The sequence below is a fragment of the Campylobacter geochelonis genome, assembly GCF_013201685.1.
GTDB classification, from domain to species: domain Bacteria; phylum Campylobacterota; class Campylobacteria; order Campylobacterales; family Campylobacteraceae; genus Campylobacter_B; species Campylobacter_B geochelonis.
Genome location: NZ_CP053844.1, coordinates 717268 through 733915, shown reverse-complemented (window position 1 = coordinate 733915; position 16648 = coordinate 717268). Strand labels below are relative to the sequence as shown.

Annotated in this window: 19 protein-coding genes; 3 read left to right on the top strand and 16 right to left on the bottom strand. The window is 35.2% G+C overall.

Annotated features, from left to right (window positions below):
- The first annotated feature begins 19 nt into the window (after positions 1-19).
- The gene (locus CGEO_RS03410) at positions 20-463 is read left to right on the top strand and encodes a hypothetical protein (RefSeq protein ID WP_075493401.1); all 444 of its coding nucleotides are present in this window, start codon (positions 20-22) and stop codon (positions 461-463) included.
- Positions 464-468: 5 nt separating this feature from the next.
- Here the strand turns inward: CGEO_RS03410 and CGEO_RS03405 are convergent, their stop codons facing one another.
- From CGEO_RS03405 to rpmB, 4 genes are read right to left on the bottom strand one after another with little or no spacing between them, the layout of a single operon-like run.
- On the bottom strand, positions 469-696 hold the full coding sequence (locus CGEO_RS03405) for an HP1242/YdcH family protein (protein ID WP_075493402.1): 228 nt from the start codon (positions 694-696) through the stop codon (positions 469-471).
- A 58-nt stretch (positions 697-754) separates the two neighbouring features.
- The gene (gene argJ, locus CGEO_RS03400) at positions 755-1936 is read right to left on the bottom strand and encodes a bifunctional glutamate N-acetyltransferase/amino-acid acetyltransferase ArgJ (protein WP_075540092.1); all 1182 of its coding nucleotides are present in this window, start codon (positions 1934-1936) and stop codon (positions 755-757) included.
- Positions 1929-3059 (bottom strand): potassium channel family protein, encoded by a 1131-nt coding sequence (locus tag CGEO_RS03395; protein ID WP_075493404.1) that lies wholly within the window; start codon positions 3057-3059, stop codon positions 1929-1931. The genes argJ and CGEO_RS03395 overlap by 8 nt, the downstream gene beginning before the upstream one ends.
- Before the next feature lie 22 nt (positions 3060-3081).
- Positions 3082-3273, bottom strand: coding sequence for a 50S ribosomal protein L28 (gene rpmB, locus CGEO_RS03390; protein ID WP_075493405.1), 192 nt, complete (start codon positions 3271-3273; stop codon positions 3082-3084).
- A 146-nt stretch (positions 3274-3419) separates the two neighbouring features.
- On the opposite strand from rpmB, the gene rpe reads away from it, so the two are divergent.
- Together rpe and CGEO_RS03380 are read left to right on the top strand one after the other, a co-directional pair.
- A complete protein-coding gene (rpe, locus tag CGEO_RS03385; protein ID WP_075493406.1) occupies positions 3420-4061 on the top strand; it encodes a ribulose-phosphate 3-epimerase in 642 nt (213 codons plus the stop codon).
- Between the two features lie 2 nt (positions 4062-4063).
- Complete coding sequence (locus CGEO_RS03380; protein ID WP_075493408.1) at positions 4064-4855, top strand: 3'-5' exonuclease; 792 nt, start codon at positions 4064-4066, stop codon at positions 4853-4855.
- Positions 4856-4913: 58 nt separating this feature from the next.
- On the opposite strand, the gene CGEO_RS03375 is transcribed toward CGEO_RS03380, so the two are convergent.
- The 12 genes from CGEO_RS03375 to CGEO_RS03320 form a co-directional block, all read right to left on the bottom strand.
- Positions 4914-5399 carry a DNA-deoxyinosine glycosylase gene (locus tag CGEO_RS03375; RefSeq protein ID WP_075493410.1) on the bottom strand — a complete coding sequence of 162 codons (486 nt, stop codon included), beginning with the start codon at positions 5397-5399 and terminating at the stop codon, positions 4914-4916.
- A gap of 9 nt (positions 5400-5408) precedes the next feature.
- The gene (locus tag CGEO_RS03370) at positions 5409-5729 is read right to left on the bottom strand and encodes a hypothetical protein (protein ID WP_075493412.1); all 321 of its coding nucleotides are present in this window, start codon (positions 5727-5729) and stop codon (positions 5409-5411) included.
- A gap of 17 nt (positions 5730-5746) precedes the next feature.
- Positions 5747-6046 (bottom strand): hypothetical protein, encoded by a 300-nt coding sequence (locus tag CGEO_RS03365; RefSeq protein ID WP_075493414.1) that lies wholly within the window; start codon positions 6044-6046, stop codon positions 5747-5749.
- Positions 6047-6077: 31 nt separating this feature from the next.
- Positions 6078-6734: a 3-methyladenine DNA glycosylase gene (locus CGEO_RS03360; protein WP_075540091.1), complete on the bottom strand. Its 657-nt coding sequence runs from the start codon at positions 6732-6734 to the stop codon at positions 6078-6080.
- On the bottom strand, positions 6727-7527 hold the full coding sequence (locus tag CGEO_RS03355) for a TIGR00282 family metallophosphoesterase (RefSeq protein ID WP_242647985.1): 801 nt from the start codon (positions 7525-7527) through the stop codon (positions 6727-6729). Before CGEO_RS03355 ends, CGEO_RS03360 begins: the two co-directional genes overlap by 8 nt.
- The gene (locus tag CGEO_RS03350) at positions 7524-8282 is read right to left on the bottom strand and encodes an ATP-binding protein (protein ID WP_075493418.1); all 759 of its coding nucleotides are present in this window, start codon (positions 8280-8282) and stop codon (positions 7524-7526) included. The genes CGEO_RS03355 and CGEO_RS03350 overlap by 4 nt, the downstream gene beginning before the upstream one ends.
- A complete protein-coding gene (mfd, locus tag CGEO_RS03345; RefSeq protein WP_075540090.1) occupies positions 8279-11224 on the bottom strand; it encodes a transcription-repair coupling factor in 2946 nt (981 codons plus the stop codon). The genes CGEO_RS03350 and mfd overlap by 4 nt, the downstream gene beginning before the upstream one ends.
- A gap of 53 nt (positions 11225-11277) precedes the next feature.
- Complete coding sequence (locus CGEO_RS03340; RefSeq protein WP_075531543.1) at positions 11278-12147, bottom strand: M23 family metallopeptidase; 870 nt, start codon at positions 12145-12147, stop codon at positions 11278-11280.
- On the bottom strand, positions 12125-13228 hold the full coding sequence (locus CGEO_RS03335) for a Mur ligase family protein (RefSeq protein ID WP_436835267.1): 1104 nt from the start codon (positions 13226-13228) through the stop codon (positions 12125-12127). Before CGEO_RS03335 ends, CGEO_RS03340 begins: the two co-directional genes overlap by 23 nt.
- A 65-nt stretch (positions 13229-13293) precedes the next feature.
- Positions 13294-13836: an LPS assembly lipoprotein LptE gene (gene lptE, locus CGEO_RS03330; RefSeq protein WP_075540088.1), complete on the bottom strand. Its 543-nt coding sequence runs from the start codon at positions 13834-13836 to the stop codon at positions 13294-13296.
- Between the two features lie 11 nt (positions 13837-13847).
- Positions 13848-16298 (bottom strand): leucine--tRNA ligase, encoded by a 2451-nt coding sequence (gene leuS / locus CGEO_RS03325; RefSeq protein ID WP_075540087.1) that lies wholly within the window; start codon positions 16296-16298, stop codon positions 13848-13850.
- Between the two features lie 8 nt (positions 16299-16306).
- Positions 16307-16645 carry a DUF6394 family protein gene (locus CGEO_RS03320; protein WP_075493428.1) on the bottom strand — a complete coding sequence of 113 codons (339 nt, stop codon included), beginning with the start codon at positions 16643-16645 and terminating at the stop codon, positions 16307-16309.
- Between the last annotated feature and the right edge of the window lie 3 nt (positions 16646-16648).

Genomic DNA, 16648 nt, shown 5'->3' with positions numbered 1-16648 from the left:
ACTTTTTAAGGAAAATTCTGTGACTAAAAATGAAACCATAGCCCAACTTGAAAAAGTTATCAACCAACAAACATTTGTAACTACTAGAATCAAAAATTGTATAACCTTAAAAAGAGAACAAGAGATAAGAAATATAGTCGGTAGTGAAGAGGAATTTGGAAAATTTTTCTATGATAAAAACAACAGATTTGAAGAATTACTAAATTCTATACTTTATGATGGTATTACAAAATACTATGAAGAGTGGAAACATCAATGCCATAGAATTTATGGAGTTTATCTAGCAGATATAACAAATCCAGCTAAATCTAAATTTAACAAAATAACTCCAAAAGAGCTTGATATAGTCGAGTCGTATTATGATGATTTGATGAGTATTCATAAAAAAGGTGTAGTTCACTTTAAAACTGCAGTTGAAAGACTTCACGCTTTAAGTGAGGAGAAATTTAAATCTCCTCAATAGTAAATTTACTCTTTAATAGAAGCTTTATACTCTGCTAAAAAGGCGTTGATTTCATCTTTTGCTTTAAGCTTCTCTTTTTTTAGTGTATCAAGTTCAAAGCTACTTGCATGAACTCTGCCCTCGGTTATATCAGCAACTTTATGGTCTAGCTCGTTGTGTTTTTCAAAAAGCGAGTCAAACCTCGCATTTTTACCTTTTAATTCTGTGATTAAATCCCTGTATTCGTGTAACATTTCTGCTCCTTTTTAAAAATTTATGTATTTTAACAACTTAGCACTTAAACTTAAGCTATCATGAACGATAATCTGCATTTATTTTTACATATTCATAACTCAAATCGCAACCATAAGCACTAAATTTAGCACTTCCCATACCTAAATCGCAGCTTATTTTAAAGCTATCTTTTTGCATTATTTTATGCGCTTTTTCTTCTCTTTCTTTATCAAGCTCTGGGTTAAATTTATCATACACTAGCACATCATCATACTTTATAACCAAGCTTTCTTCAAAGCACTCAACACCGCTAGCTCCGATTGTTGAAGCGATTCTTCCCCAGTTTGGATCTTCTCCAAAAATAGCCGTTTTTACAAGTGGAGAATTTGATAGTGCTTTGGCTGCTTTTTTTGCTTGAGCTTGCGTTTTTGCTCCACTTACCTCAAAGCAAACTACCTTGCTTGAACCCTCGCCATCACGAACCAACATCAAAGCAAATTGTTTTGTTATCATATCAAGTGCAGTTTTAAAAGCAGTTTTTTCATATGCAGCTTTTTGCGAACTAAGTAGCATAACAGTATCGTTTGTCGATGTATCGCCATCAACACTAACTGTGTTAAAACTTTGCTCAACTGCCTCTTTTAAAAGCTCATCTGCGTCATCTTTTGGAATTTTTGCATCCGTTAAAATATAGCAAAGCATAGTTGCAAGCGCTGGATTTATCATGCCCGCTCCCTTGCAAATAGCAGCTATGTTAAAACTTTTGCCATCTTCAAGCTCGACTTTAAAAGCAAGCTCTTTTTTAAAGCTATCAGTCGTCATTATCGCAGTTGCAACTGCATTTGAGTTGCGACAAGCGAAGTTAAATTTATCAAATCCAGCTATGATTTTTTCTTTATTTAAGCGATATCCTATGACTCCAGTTGAGCTCATTATGGGATTTACTAGCTTGATTTTTGTAGCTAAACTTGAAAAAAGTTCATCTATATCAGCCACTCCTTGCTCGCCTGTCATGGCATTTGCATTTTTTGAGTTTAGAAGTATAAAATTTGATTTAAAATTTGGTGGATATTTTTTAAAGTGTTTTATCGGTGCAGCAGCAAATTTGTTTGTTGTAAAAACCGCGCTTATGTTAAATGGCTCATCGCTTCTTATAAAACCAAGGTCATTGCCCTCTTTTTTAAAGCCAGAATTTACACCATCAAAGAAAAAGCCATCTACATTTTCAAGTCCATTTTTAAGCGAAATTATCTCAAACATATTTAAACTCCTGTGGTTTATATCTTCCATTTATAAGTTTTTTTGTAAAGCTAATGCCATCAGCCGTCCCGACAACTAAAAGTTTAGCGCCGGTTCCTATTAAAACATCCCCATTTGGCATAGGGATAAATTTATCATTTTCATCTCTAATTCCTACGATATCCGCACTTGTCATATCGCGCAAATGCGTCTCTTTAAGCCTTTTAAATCTCACCCATGAGTGCTCTGGAACTGTGATTTCTTCTATATCAATTGGCGAGTCTTTTTTGTATAAAAATCGCTCTAGTATATTTTCCATATCTGGACGAACACTAATCGCACTTAGCCTTTGCGCTGTGAGTTTTGATGGGGAGATGACAAAGTCTGCGCCAAGCTTTTTAAGTTTTTCAGCATCAGCATCGTTTTCTGTAAATGTAGTTATGAAGTATGGTTTGTGTCTTTCTAGCTCTTTTTCATATAACCTTACGGTTGCTATAACTGCGATGTTATCAGCTATGTTTGAGCCTAAAGCAATAATTCCTTTTGCGCTTGAAAGGTTTGATTTTAAAAGAGAAATTTCCATATGTGGTTCGCCAATAACGTAATATGGGTATTTATTTACCTCTGCTATCTCGTGTAAATCAGCTCTGCTATCTATAACAACAAATGGAATGTGGTTTTCTCTAAACTGCCTTGCTAACTCGGCTGTGTAGATGTTGTGATGACAAATAACAAAGTGGTTTTTAAGCCTTGCTATTTTATAAATCATACTTCTCTCCCTTATTTTATTAACAAGAATTCCTTTTTTAAGGCTTTCTACAACTATACCTAAAGAGAAGGTAAAAGCTCCAAAGCCAGCAAATATAAAAAATATTGTAAAAATTCTTCCTGCAGGGGTAATCTCAGCAACTTCAGTAAAACCAACCGTTGTAAAAGTCATACCAGCTTGATAAAAGGCATCAAACAGCGAAAAGTTGCTAAAAGTCATATAACCAACCGTTCCAACTACCATAAGCATAACAACTAGTATAAGCGGTAGTCGAAACGGTTTGAATTGTTCGTAAATCTCGGTATTTAAGTCGAAATCTGGTTTAGGAGTTCTAGACCAGTTGAGGAATTTTTTGACCTTATCAAAAAGAGACACTTATTCCTCTTTTCATGGGGAATTATTTAGATTGTTTTTTCATAGTTCTTAAAGTTGAAGCTGCAACTTTAATTCTTCTAGTTGTTCCATCCTCTAAAGTTACACGAATTGTTCTTAAATTTGGTAAAAATCTTCTTTTCGTCCTGTTGTTAGCATGACTTACATTGTTTCCAACCAAAGCGCCTTTACCAGTAATTGCACATCTTCTTGCCATAATATTTTCCTTCTAAACAAAATTAAAGACGTATTATACCAAAAAAAGTTCAAAGTTGACTTAAAGCTAGTTTGATTTTCTATTTTATTTAAATTTATGATTTGAAAAGGTAAAATACAAGAATTATATTTTAAAGGTAAATTTTTATGTATGTAGCACCAAGTATTTTATCAGCTGATTTTGGAAATTTAGCCAAAGAGGTAAAAGATATCTGTGAGGCTGGGGCGGATTTGGTTCATGTTGATGTTATGGATGGACATTTTGTTCCAAATTTAACCATCGGACCGCTTGTGGTTGAAGCTGTAGCAAAAGCTGCTACCAAGCCACTTGATATACATTTAATGGTAGAAAACATCAGCTTTTTTGTAGAGCTTTTTTTACCACTTAAACCAAAATTTTTAAGCTTTCACATAGAAGAAGAAAAACACCCTCTTCGCTTAATCCAACACATCAGAAAACACGGCGTAAGTCCAGCAGTTGTGCTAAACCCGCACACCCCAATTGATGTTTTAAAACACATTATAAACGAAGTTGATATGGTGCTTTTAATGAGCGTAAATCCTGGCTTTGGCGGGCAAAAATTCATCCCATCAGTGCTATCAAAAGCGCGTGAGCTTAGAGAGCTGATTGATAAAAATAACGCAAAATGTATGATAGAGGTTGATGGTGGAGTAAATGGGCTAAATGTCAGAGATCTTGATGATGCAGGAGTCGATATAGTCGTAGCTGGAAACTATGTCTTTTCTTCAAACGACTACGCCGAGTCGATAAAAGCGCTAAAGATTTAGTTTTGAAACAGCAAACTGAAAACCTTATAAATTTGCTCGCTAAAAAGAGTATAAATTATCATGATTTTATATCTAAAGCAAACGAAATAGATGAAATTTGCGAGCTGTTTGATCCAAAAGACTTTAGTATGTGGCGAGCGCTTGGGCTTAATGTCGTAAAACTAGATAATGGCAAAATCACGCTTAAAACGCGCGAAACCAACATTGAAGATGAAGTTTTTTGTATAGTTGATATCGAGACAAATGGCGGCATAAAAAATGGGCAAATCATAGAAATCGGTGCTATAAAATGCCAAAATGGGCAAATTATAGATGAGTTTAAAACCTTTGTCTATGCTGATTCTATCCCTGAAAACATAAGCGTTTTAACCGGAATTTATCCTACAGATTTAAAAGACGCTCCAGCTCTTGGCTCTGTTTTAGAAAAATTTAGACTTTTTTTATCAGATAGCGTTTTTATCGCTCATAATGTCAAATTTGACTATGATTTTATAAGTAGTAGTATGGAAAAATTTGGCTTTGGAATGCTGCTTAATCGCCGAATTTGCACTATCGAACTTGCTAGAAGAACGATAGCTTCGCAAAAATATGGGCTTGGCTCGCTAAAAGAGATTCTTGGGATTGAAAACACTCATCATAGAGCATTAAGCGATGCAATAAGCGCTTATGAGATTTTTAAAACATCGCTAAAAGCCATTCCTTGGACAGTTCAAAGCACAGAAGATTTGATAGAATTTAGTAAAACTGCGCCGAGTTTGAAACTTCCAAATACATATAAAACTCAGTTAGGCTAGCCAAATTTTTAGCCTAACAAATGTCTTTGCTAAGCTTTATTTTGGTTTGACTATTTTGCTAGTTTAATAAAATTTCATAAGCTTTTATGAGTTTTTCAAGAGAAATTGTCGCATTTGCTGGACTTGTCGATGGAAGTGATATCGCTTTAATGCTAGTTTGTGGAAATATAAATTTATCATAAATTTTGGCTGATTTTTTGCCATTTGTATAAATTCTAGTTATGTTAGTCTGTTTTATCAAACTTTTTATATCATTTGGTGCTACTTTTTGGATACTTGCATCGCTTGAACCAGCAATCTCACAGCTTTGAATACTATCAAAAAGAGCTATTTTATGGCGGGTTAAAAACAACTTTTTCTCTTCCACACTATTTGGCAAATTTTGACTAAAAACCGCTGATAAAACGCGCCAAAAGCGGTTTTGTGGATGAGCGTAGTAAAAATTTTGCTCTCTTGACTTAACTGATGGAAAGCTTCCTAAGATTAAAATTTGCGAATCTTTGTTAAAAAATGGCTTGATGGTGTGAATTTGAGCATTTTTCAAACTTAACCTTTAGTATATAATATGGACAAATTTAACGACACCGTTGTCTTTATCTAGCACAAAAGCCCCATGCGAAATATCTAAATTCCCGAATTTATACTCATAATGACCTATCCAAACTTCTGAATTTTTAGGGCATTTTATACTTGCAAGGTTGATGTTTTCCGTGCTTTTACGCACTAGTAGTGCTTTGTTGTTGATATATGTAAAACCAGGAGCTACCCATTTTTCTTTGTATTTATCTGCGCCATCGTATCTTGTTAAGCACTCTTTGATAGCATGGCTACCAACATTTTCTATGGTTGTTTTTTGAAAAATTTGATTATTCAAAGTTACCTCTTCTTTATTTAATAAATCAGAAAAATTACCCTCTGGGTATGCAAAAAATGTTTATAACAAGAAGCCCAGTCTGCACCATCTCTAACAGATATTTTATATGCTAAAAGTATTTTAATATACTGATATGGCTCTGTTCTTAATACACTCTCGCCATTATAAAAAGCACTATGAAATGATGATAATCTGTTTGTATAAGGATATAAAATCGCAAAGCAAAATATACCAACTAAAGTCAAAAATGTAACAATCCAAATCAAAATGCCAAATGATAAAAATAAGCTTTTAAAAACCTCTAAAACAATCCGCAAATCAACTCCTTTTATCTAAATTTAGCTTTGTCTAAGAAATCTCTTTAAAAATATCCTTTGCTTTGTCACTAATTTCTTTGCCTTTTAGATGTTTTTTACAAAACTCAACGATAAGCCCATGATAAAGCGCGCAAACTCTAGCTTCACTCATATCCAAAACCATCGCATAAACCACGCTAAAATCAAGCTCACTTAGCCACTCTTTTGCCTCATCATAGCTTTCAAACTCATAACCAAAATATCCTAAAATCCGCAAAGCATAGCTATCTACAACCATCTCTTCACGTTCACACGCATAGCATAAAATCGCATCGCAAGTCTCAGCGCCTATGCCTTTTTGAGAGATTAGCCACTCTCTACTAACATACTCTTTAAAGCTCTCAAAGTCCCCAAATTCGCTTACTACCGCCTTACAAAGAGCGTTTAAACGCTTGGCTTTATTGTTATAAAATCCACTTGGTTTTATCAAATTTGCTAAGCTTTCAACATCGATTTTTGCGATTTCTTCAAGCGATAAAGTGTTAAATTTAGCCAAATTTAAAAGGCTTTTTTCTACATTTTCCCATTTGGTTTGTTGTGTTAAAACTGCCGAGACAACTACTTCAAAACTACCATAATTTGGCCACCATGTTACATTAGCTAGTTTTATATCATCATAAAGTGCGCAAAAAAGCTCCGTGCTAGTCATTATATGCCTTTGTTATAATCTCATTTTCATCGATGATTTTTATCTTAAACGCATCGGTACTTACGCCATTCTCGCACTCAAAAACTATCATTTGAAAGATTTTTTTATACTTTTCATTTACACCAAATGAGTGCTTAATCCCAGTTTTAAACCCAGCCACAGAAGCAGCAGCGTCCATTCCGATAACTCCTTCTCTAGCACCAACTAGCCCAGCATCGCTTACATAAACAGCGTTCCCACTTATCTTTAAATCATCAGTCCCAACATGCGTATGAGTGCCAAAAACTGCACTTACTCGCTCTTTGTTATCCCAAAAAAACGCCATCTTTTCACTTGTCATTTCGGCGTGATAATCAACTAGTATATTTTTACTCTCACACAAATTTAGCGCTTCATCTATAGATAAAAATGGATTTTTAACTAAATTTAGCCCCATCGCACCAAGCATGTTTATAACGCTTAGGCTTTTTCCATCGCTGTTTTTTAAGGTAATTACGCCTTTACCATCTGTGTTATCATAGTGGTTAAATGGTCGAAGGATAGGCAGAGTTTGCATTAAAGGCAAAACATCTTTTTTATCAAAGCTGTGATTTCCGCCAGTTATAACATCCACTCCATACTCAAAAATCTCAACCGCATTTTTAGCGCTCAACCCAAAACCACCACTTGCATTTTCGCAGTTTGCAACGACAAAATCAAGGCTAAATTTAGTCTTCATCTCTTTTACATATCGCTTTAACATCTCTCTTCCTGGTTTTCCAACCACATCGCCTAAAAACCCAACCCTAATCAAAACCCATCCTTAAATGCAAGATAAAACTGTTTTGCCACTCGTCCACTTCTTGAGCCTCTTAACATACAAAAGCGTTTTGCCTCTTCGTGAAGCAGCTCTCTATCGCCACTAAATTCGCTAAAATAGCTATCAACTATACGCAAATACTCGCTAAAATTTCCTTGATAAAAACTTATCCAAAGCCCAAATCTATCGCTTAGAGAAAGGTGTTCTTCAACCGCATCTTTATAGTGAATCTCATCAGTCGTTACTTCAACACTTTGGTTATCGCTCATATACTCAGTTACGATATGGCGGCGGTTTGATGTGGCATACATAAGCACATTTGATGGTGTTTTTTCTATACTTCCTTCAAGCAAAGGCTTTAGGTATTTATAACTATCATCGCCCTTTTCAAAGCTTAAATCATCACAAAAAATGATAAATTTAAAACTCTCACTCCTAATATCATCTAAAATATCAACCAACGCTTTTAAATCCTCTTTGCCTATTTCGATAATTCTCAAGCCTTGAGGAATAAATTTAGTAAAAACTGCCTTTGCAAGGCTAGATTTCCCACAACCCCGCTCACCCCATAAAAGCGCGTGATTTGCGCCTTCGTTTTTTATAAATTTTTCTGTATTTTCAAGCAGAGCCGCCTTTTGTCTATCAAGTCCAACAAGCGAGTCTAAATCCACATAATCAATCTCATCAACCGCTTTTAAAGCTCCCCTACTTCCCCTATAAATCGCCGCTTTTGTATCTTTCCAGTTCATTTGCTCTCCTTTCTAAGATATGCTAAAATTTCAGCTAAAATGTCATCATCATCTTTGCTTCTTGATTTTAGCACGATTTTTTCATCATTTTGCTTAGTTAAGCTTATATTCATCTCATAATTTGATATCGCTTTTATACCTAAATTTTGTGCCATAACTTTAATCAACATAACATCAACAAACTGTTTTGTATAGATATCAAATTTACCAAACCTATCTTCCATCTCACTTGCCACTTCATACACGCTTGGCGCGTCTTTACACTTGCTAAGTCTTCTATAAAGCTCCAGCCTTAGGCGATCTTCTTTGATATAATCGCTATTTAAAAACGCCGTGACATTGAGCCTCATATCGACATTGTTTATCACATTTGCCTTTTTGTTTAAAAGAGCGTTTATCTCATCTTCAAGCATTCTTAGATAAAGCGAGTAGCCGATAGCTTCTATATGCCCGCTTTGCGCCTCTCCGACAAGATTTCCGCCACCTCTGATTTCAAGATCATGATAGGCTAAAACCGAACCAGAACCCAAAAATGAGTTGCTCTCAAGCGCAACTAGCCTTTTTAAACTATCTTTATTTAGCGCATTTTTATCTTCGATTAAAAAGTAGCAGTATGCTTGACGGTCGCTTCTACCGACTCTGCCGCGAAGCTGATGAAGATCTGCTATGCCAAATTTGTTTGCGCTATTTACAATGATGGTATTTACATTTGGCATATGAATTCCACTCTCAACTATGCTTGTACAAAGTAGCAAATCATACTCTTTGTTTAGAAATTTCATAACCTCTTCTTCGGTTATCTTTTGATCTATTTTTGAATGAAGAGTTAAAATGCGTAAATTTGGCAAAATTTGCAAAAGCTCTTTTTCTACACCTTGCATACTTGCTATGTGATTATGCACATAAAATATCTGTCCGCCTCGCCTAAGCTCCCTTAAAATCGCCTCTTTTACAACTTTTTCATCCCACTCTTTTACAAGCGTTTTTACATCTTGTCTATCTTTTGGCGGAGTCAAAAGCGTGCTGTAAGTTTTAATAGAACTTAATGCCATATTTAAACTTCTTGGGATTGGGGTTGCGCTCATGCTTAAAACGTGCGAATTTGAAGAGATTTCCTTTAGCTTTTCTTTTTGTTTAACACCAAATTTATGCTCTTCATCGATTACAATCAAGCCTATATTTTTAGCCTCTAATCCTAAAAGCGCGTGAGTCCCAACACAAACTAATGGCGTACCATCAAACAACGCTTTTTTAAGAGCGTTTTTTCCAGCAGTTGTGCTAAATCTATCAAGCCTAAAAACTGGAATTTCAAACTCACGAAAACGCTCTTTTAAACTCTTGTAGTGTTGTGAGCTAAGTAAGGTTGTTGGGACAAAAAACAAAGCTTGATAGCCGCTTTTTACCGCGGTAAATATAGCATTCATTGCAACTTCAGTCTTGCCAAAACCAACATCTCCACTTAAAAGCCTATCCATAACCTTGCCGCTTTTTAGCTCATTTTGGATATCTTCTATGCTTCGTGCTTGATCTTTTGTATACTCAAATCCAGCATGAGATATAAATTTAGCATATTCGTTTGAGTTTGACGCTAGACTTTTGCCCTCAACTAGCTCTCTTTGCGCCGCCATTTCGATAATGCGCGAAGCGATAGCAAAGAGTTTTTCTCTAACTTTTTCTTTAATCTTAGCAAAGCTTCCCTTTCCAAGCCTATCAAGCGCGGCAACTTCGGCGTTTGCGATGTATCTATCTATCATATTTAAATTTTCAACTGGCAAAAGAAGTTTATCGTTGTTTTGATATGCTATTGCGACAAACTCGCGCTGTGCGCCCATAACGCGCGCTAACTCAAGCCCTATAAATTTGCCTATGCCATACTCAGAGTGAACAACATAATCCCCAACTTTTAGCTCATCTATGACTATACTTGATTTTTTATGCCTTTTTTTAGAAAGTGGCTTGTTTAGCGAGATGATAACTTCATCGCGACTTATTAAATTTAGTATCAAAGGGCTTAAAACAAACTCTAAATTTGGAGTTTTTTCTATATTTAAACTAGCAAAAATCGAGCTGTTTCTAGCTAGAATTTTTATCTTTTTGTTTTTATGAAATGCTAAAAACTCATTAGAAAAAGTAGCGCTTAAGTCTTTAAATTTAGTCGCTTGTGGCAAAATTTCTATATTTTTTAAATACTCAAAGCTCTCTTTGAACTCTTCATCATCAAATTTATACAAACTAACAGCGCTAAACTCACTAAGATAATCAACAAAGTCATCAACCGCCCAAAATCCAAGCGAGTTTAAATCGCTTATCAAAGCATCGCTTTGTAAATTTTGTATCTTTTGGCTAGCTTTTTCAAACTCTTCTTTGTTTAGCGAGGCGATAAATGGAACGATTTCAAGGCTTTCTAGCTCGATTTTTTCGCTTAGTTGCGTTGTCACATCAAAGCTTCTTATGCTCTCAACTTCATTATCATCAAGTAAAATTCTAAATGCACTCTCGCTTCCAACTGGGAAAATGTCGATTATCTCGCCACGAAAACTCACCTCGCCACTTAGCTCAACGATATCAACCACCTCATAACCAAAACGCACTATTTCATCTTTAAACTCGCTTAAATTTAGCTTATCGGCGAAATTTATCGTTTTGCTTTGGAGATGTTTTTTTCCAGGAAGCTTGTGAAGAAGCGTTTTTACTGGGCTAATTATAAGTTTGTTTTTGCTTTTGCTTTTATAAAATTTATTCAACTCTTTGCTTATGTTTAAAAGCTCATCGTAATAACTTCGCAAATCATCGCCATAAACTGCTCTAAAATCAGGCAAAACATAGACTTCTTTTCCGGCTAAAGTTGCTGCGTCTGCAAACTGCGCTGCCTCTTTGTCATCTTTTGATACTAAGATATCTTTTTGGTTTTTTAAAAAATACTCATAAATTTCTGCTTGCATACTCTAAAATCTTTCTATTAACTCATATTTGATTTTTAAATTTATACTTAAATTTAGCTATTAAATTCAGCAATAGCCTTTAAAAGCCCTTGCCATGGGATTTTTCTTTCGTTTATAAAAATATTATCAAAATTTATAAAATTTATCGGATCTAGCGTGCGCTCTAAAAACCGCACTTCGTAGTGAAGATGAGGACCTGTGCTATAGCCCGTGTTTCCGCTATATCCTATAAGCTCGCCTCTTTTTACCCACTGACCGACTTTGACAACATCTTTGTTTAGCATATGTCCATATCTGGTTTTAAACCCAAAATTATGCGAAATGATAACAAGATATCCATATCCGCTTGAAGAGTTTGTCGCATACTCGACAAAACCATCTGCTGTCGCATAAATGGGCGTTCCCTCTTTAGCTCTTAAGTCGATACCATGATGGAAAAGTTCACTTTTGCTAATGGGATGAACTCTCATACCATAGTTATCAGTTACGCCCTTGTTTAAAATCGGCCAACCATTTGGCACGCTACGCAAAAACTGCTTTTGCAAGCTATCTTCAAGCACGATTTTATCCGTATCTTCATCGCTTTCTTTTAAAGAATTTGAAACATTTCCAAGAGCAAGTGCGATTTTAAGATCACTTACCATCTCATCATTTACATCATTTTGCTTTAAAAGTTCATTTTTATCTTCTAAAAGTTTGCTGCTTTGGCGAACTAACTCTGTATTTTGTATATATAATTTTTTTGAAAGCTCTTTTAAATTTGCATTTTGTCTATAAAAAAAGAAGATAACTATCACTAACGCACAAAATAAAAAAAGTCCAAAAAAGGAGAATAGTTTTAAATTTCTTCTAAAATTTTGAGAAAATTCGTAGCTTTTCGTTCCATCTTCATCGATAAGCCTAACATAAGTTTTCTTTACCAAGCTCTCTCCTTAAAAACTCCTCTACAAGCATAAAAGAGCCAAACAAGAGATAGTTTTGATTTTCGTGCAATTTTTTAAATTTAGTAAATTCTATCCCCTCTTTTAAAAGCATATCTTCTAAAAACTCGGTAGCTAGCTTTCTTTGAGTGCTTTTATAGGTATAAATTTCAACCCTTTTTATAATCGGTTTAAGAGTTTTTAAAACAGCTTTGTAGTCTTTATCTAAAAAGGCGTTGTAAATCAAAACTACTTTTTTGCCATCAAATTCTTTTAAAATGTTTTGTGCAGCTAGCTCGTTGTGTCCGACATCTATGGTTAAATTTGGAGTTATTTTTTGAATGCGTCCAACTAAATTTAGCCTTTTTAAACCATCAAATTTAGGTTTTAAATTTAGCGATTTTAGCGCTGCTGTGCTAAGGGATAAATTTGAAATTTGAAAATTCGCAAGGCTAAATTTAACCCCATATTTTTTGATATCTTCTATATCTTTACTATCTAAAACATCTTTTGCAAATTTTAAATTTGTTCCTTTTTTCACTGCTATATCTTTTGCGATACTAACTGAAATTTCATTCATACTATCGTTTAAAATAGCCATTTTATCCATACTTATAAGTTTTGTATAGCTTATCTCTTCAATATTTTTGCCAAGCATATCGGTGTGATCAAGTCCGATTGGAGTAAAAAGAGATAGGCGTTTTTCAAAAACATTTGTCGCATCAAACTGCGCTCCCATACCAGCTTCAAAGATAACATAATCGCAATTTTTAAAAAGAACCGCAGCTAAAAATGTCGCATACTCAAAGTATGAAAGCGAGTTTTTAAACTCATCATTTAATAAATTTTGTAAAATTTCATGAGCATTTTCAAGCTCATCATCGCTCGCATCGTGTCCGTTTAGATAAAATCGCTCGTTAAATTTAAAAATATGCGGAGATGTATAGTGTCCAACGCTAAAGCCCAAATTTTCAATTAACTGAGCTAAAAACCGCCCAGTACTTCCCTTGCCGTTTGTGCCAACAATGTGGATAATAGGCTTTAAACTTAGCTTATCTTTTATGCTTTTAAAAGCGCGCGGCATTCTATCATAATCAATCGTTGCATAATACAACGGCTTGTTTTGCAAAAACTCATCTAACTTCAAATTTAATGCTCGTCTAATTTTTCTTTTTGCATAGCTTTTACACTAAGTGCTGCGACAAACTCATCAAATGCTTGCGTGGAGGCATTTTGTATCGCATCATATCTATCTTTATCGCTGATAACACTACTTGTGTCACGGCTACTTTTTACAAGTCTAGTTACCCTAAAGTCATGATCTCCACTTCCGCTTAAATTCACAACGCTTCCATCTTTTAGTTTAGTTTGGAAATTTATAGTTAAATTTGCACGGTAACTTGTTATATAACCGTATTGATCGTATGTTAGCGCAGTAAAGCTAAGAGATTTTATAGAGGCGATTATATAGCTTTGTGCGCTTTGTTTTGGGGCAAGTCTTCTATGAAGTCTAGAAACTATGCCCTCTCTAACGGCATCTTTTATCGCAACTGTATTTTGCGGGTCGGTTTTACTCATCACAACATCAACAAAAACGCTATCAGCTAAAATACTATCAGCCACTCTAGCAACTGGTCTATACCCGCACCCAACAACAAAAATCACAAAAACAATCGCTAAAATTCGCCTCATATCTCTTATCCTTATTTAACAACCAAATTTACAAGCTTCTCTTTGACATAAATCTCTTTAACAAGCTCTTTGCCACCTATCCATTTTTCTACATTTTTCTTAGCAGCTGCTAAAATTTCAGCCTCACTTGCATTTATATCTATCTCAAACTCGCCTCTTCTTTTGCCATTTACTGTGATGGCTAAATTTAGACTATCTTTTGCAAAAACCTCTTCGCACATTTTTAGAGTTTTAAAATTCTCTCTTTTAAAAAGGTTCTCGCTAAGCTCATTTGCAAGGTGAGGAACGATTGGTTCTAGTAAATTTAGTATAACAAAATATCCCTCAGTTAAAACCTCTTTGCTATCTTGCGCATTAAGTGCATTAAGCGCTTCCATACAAGCTGCTATTAGTGTGTTAAATGCAAATGTCTCTTTATAAACATCATAAGATTTTTTAAGTGCTTCATAGACTTTAAGGCGTGCGTATTTTTGCTCTTTGCTTAGTTTTTCATGCTCAAAAGTTGGAATTTTTGTAGTTTTTATGACATTTTCACTTCTATCATAAAGTCTGTTTAAAAACTTATAAGCTCCCTCAACCGCGCTATCATTCCACTCAAGCTCTTTTTGTGGAGGAGCTGCAAAAAGTATGAAAAGTCTAGCTGTATCAGCGCCATATTTTTCTATGATATCATCAGGATCTACAACATTTCCTTTTGACTTACTCATCTTAGCGCCATCTTTTAAAACCATGCCTTGAGTTAGCAAATTTGCAAACGGTTCGCTATCTCTTAAATACCCGATATCTCTAAGCGCTTTTTGAAAAAACCTAGCATAAAGAAGGTGTAAAATCGCATGTTCGATTCCGCCGATGTATTGATCGACATTCATCCAGTAATTCACACTTTTTTCATCAAAAGCCTTCTCTTGCCACGTTTTTTCATCGCTTGCAAAACGAGCAAAATACCAGCTTGACTCAAAAAATGTATCAAGAGTATCTGTCTCTCTTACTGCTGGGCGACCGCATTTTGGGCATATACAGTTTTTCCAAGTTGGATGCTTTTCAAGCGGATTTCCCTCTCCAGTTATCTCTATATCATCAGGAAGCGTTACTGGTAGGTTTTTAAAACTTTCGCCAACCAAACCGCACTTATCACAATGAATCATCGGAATAGGTGCGCCCCAATACCTCTGGCGACTCACACCCCAATCGCGAAGTTTAAAATTTACAACCCTTTTTCCAAGTTTTTTCTCTTCAAATTTCTCTATGATTTTAAGCTTTGCATCTTCGTTATCAAGTCCGTTAAACTCATCTGAATTTACTAAAATTCCAGGTTGTGTGTAGGCTTCGTTTTCTAAATTTGCAACTCCATCTTTTGAAACTATACTTTGAATAATGTTAAGGTTAAATTTCTTTGCAAACTCATAATCCCTCTCATCATGCGCAGGAACTGCCATAACAGCGCCTCCACCATACTCAGCTAAAACAAAATTTGCCATCCAAACTGGAATTTTTTTACCAGTTAATGGGTGAATTACATATAAATTTAAAAACACACCATCTTTATCACTTGCTTGTCGCTCGCGTGGACTTTGGTTTAAGATATTCTTAAGTTTAGTTTTTGTCTCTTCGTCAAGATAGTTTTTGCTAAGTAGCTTTTTAACGACATTATGCTCTGGTGCAACTGCTGCATAACTCATACCATATATCGTATCAGGGCGAGTTGTAAATACGCTAAATCCAGGAATTCCATCTAAGACTTCTTTGCTTTTATCATCGAATTTAAAACTAAACTCAAGTCCAAAGCTTCTTCCTATCCAGTTTTCTTGCATAGTTATAACTTGTTGTGGCCAATGCCCCTCTAAGCCTTTTAACTCATCTAAAAGCTCTTGCGCGTAAGATGTGATTTTAAGATAATACCCTGGCATCTCTTTTTGCACGACTTCATGTCCACACCTCCAGCACTTGCCATCTTCAACTTGTTCATTTGCCAAAACCGTTTGGTCGTTTTCACACCAGTTTACAACAGCGCTTTTTCTATATATAAGCCCATGCTCGTAAAGTTTTATAAAAAACTCTTGCTCAAATTTAGTATAAAGTGGATCTGAAGTAGCAAGCATCCTGTTTTTAGAGAACGAAAAGCCGAGTCTATCAAGCTCTTTTACCATATAATCGATATTTTCATAAGTCCATTTTTTTGGATGAACTTTATGCTTTATAGCAGCATTTTCTGCTGGCATACCAAAGCTATCAAAGCCTATTGGGTGAAGGACATTAAAGCCCTCTTTTCTAAAATACCTTGCCCTTGCATCGCCTATGCTGTAGTTTCTAACATGCCCCATGTGAATGCGTCCACTTGGATATGGAAACATACTAAGGATATATTTTTTAGGCAAATTATAGTTGTCTTTTGGCTCAAACTCGCCACTATCAGCCCAAATTTTTTGCCACTTTAACTCAATCTCACTACTATTATAACTCATTATCTCTCCTAAAATTCATCTCTATCTTTGGCTGCTTCTACCACCATTAAAGCTAGTGAAAATATGTTTGCAACACCTGCGCTTATAACAAGTGAGTATACTAAAGACATATTTTGACTCGTTATATAGATAGCAAAAGCTGGTATAAGGTGCAAGTCCGCAACCAACGAACTTGCAAAAAGCTCTGCTGAGAGGAGATTTCTAACGCCTATTTTTAGAAGCGTCGATATCATGTTTACACTTGCTGCTATAAAAAGCGCAATGCCACTATTCTCATACAGATAACCCGCTATAGTAGTAAGGCTCATCAGAGCAAAAAATACATGAATAACTCGTCCCCAGTTCATAAA

Excerpts from the sequence above, each read along its gene's own strand:
- CGEO_RS03360 (WP_075540091.1), bottom strand. The coding sequence starts at position 6,734 with ATGACTAGCACGGAGCTTTTTTGCGCACTTTATGATGATATAAAACTA.
- argJ (WP_075540092.1), bottom strand. The coding sequence starts at position 1,936 with ATGTTTGAGATAATTTCGCTTAAAAATGGACTTGAAAATGTAGATGGC.
- CGEO_RS03320 (WP_075493428.1), bottom strand. The coding sequence starts at position 16,645 with ATGAACTGGGGACGAGTTATTCATGTATTTTTTGCTCTGATGAGCCTT.
- mfd (WP_075540090.1), bottom strand. The coding sequence starts at position 11,224 with ATGCAAGCAGAAATTTATGAGTATTTTTTAAAAAACCAAAAAGATATC.
- rpe (WP_075493406.1), top strand. The coding sequence starts at position 3,420 with ATGTATGTAGCACCAAGTATTTTATCAGCTGATTTTGGAAATTTAGCC.
- leuS (WP_075540087.1), bottom strand. The coding sequence starts at position 16,298 with ATGAGTTATAATAGTAGTGAGATTGAGTTAAAGTGGCAAAAAATTTGG.
- CGEO_RS03335 (WP_436835267.1), bottom strand. The coding sequence starts at position 13,228 with ATGCCGCGCGCTTTTAAAAGCATAAAAGATAAGCTAAGTTTAAAGCCT.
- rpmB (WP_075493405.1), bottom strand. The coding sequence starts at position 3,273 with ATGGCAAGAAGATGTGCAATTACTGGTAAAGGCGCTTTGGTTGGAAAC.
- CGEO_RS03405 (WP_075493402.1), bottom strand. The coding sequence starts at position 696 with ATGTTACACGAATACAGGGATTTAATCACAGAATTAAAAGGTAAAAAT.
- CGEO_RS03350 (WP_075493418.1), bottom strand. The coding sequence starts at position 8,282 with ATGAACTGGAAAGATACAAAAGCGGCGATTTATAGGGGAAGTAGGGGA.
- lptE (WP_075540088.1), bottom strand. The coding sequence starts at position 13,836 with ATGAGGCGAATTTTAGCGATTGTTTTTGTGATTTTTGTTGTTGGGTGC.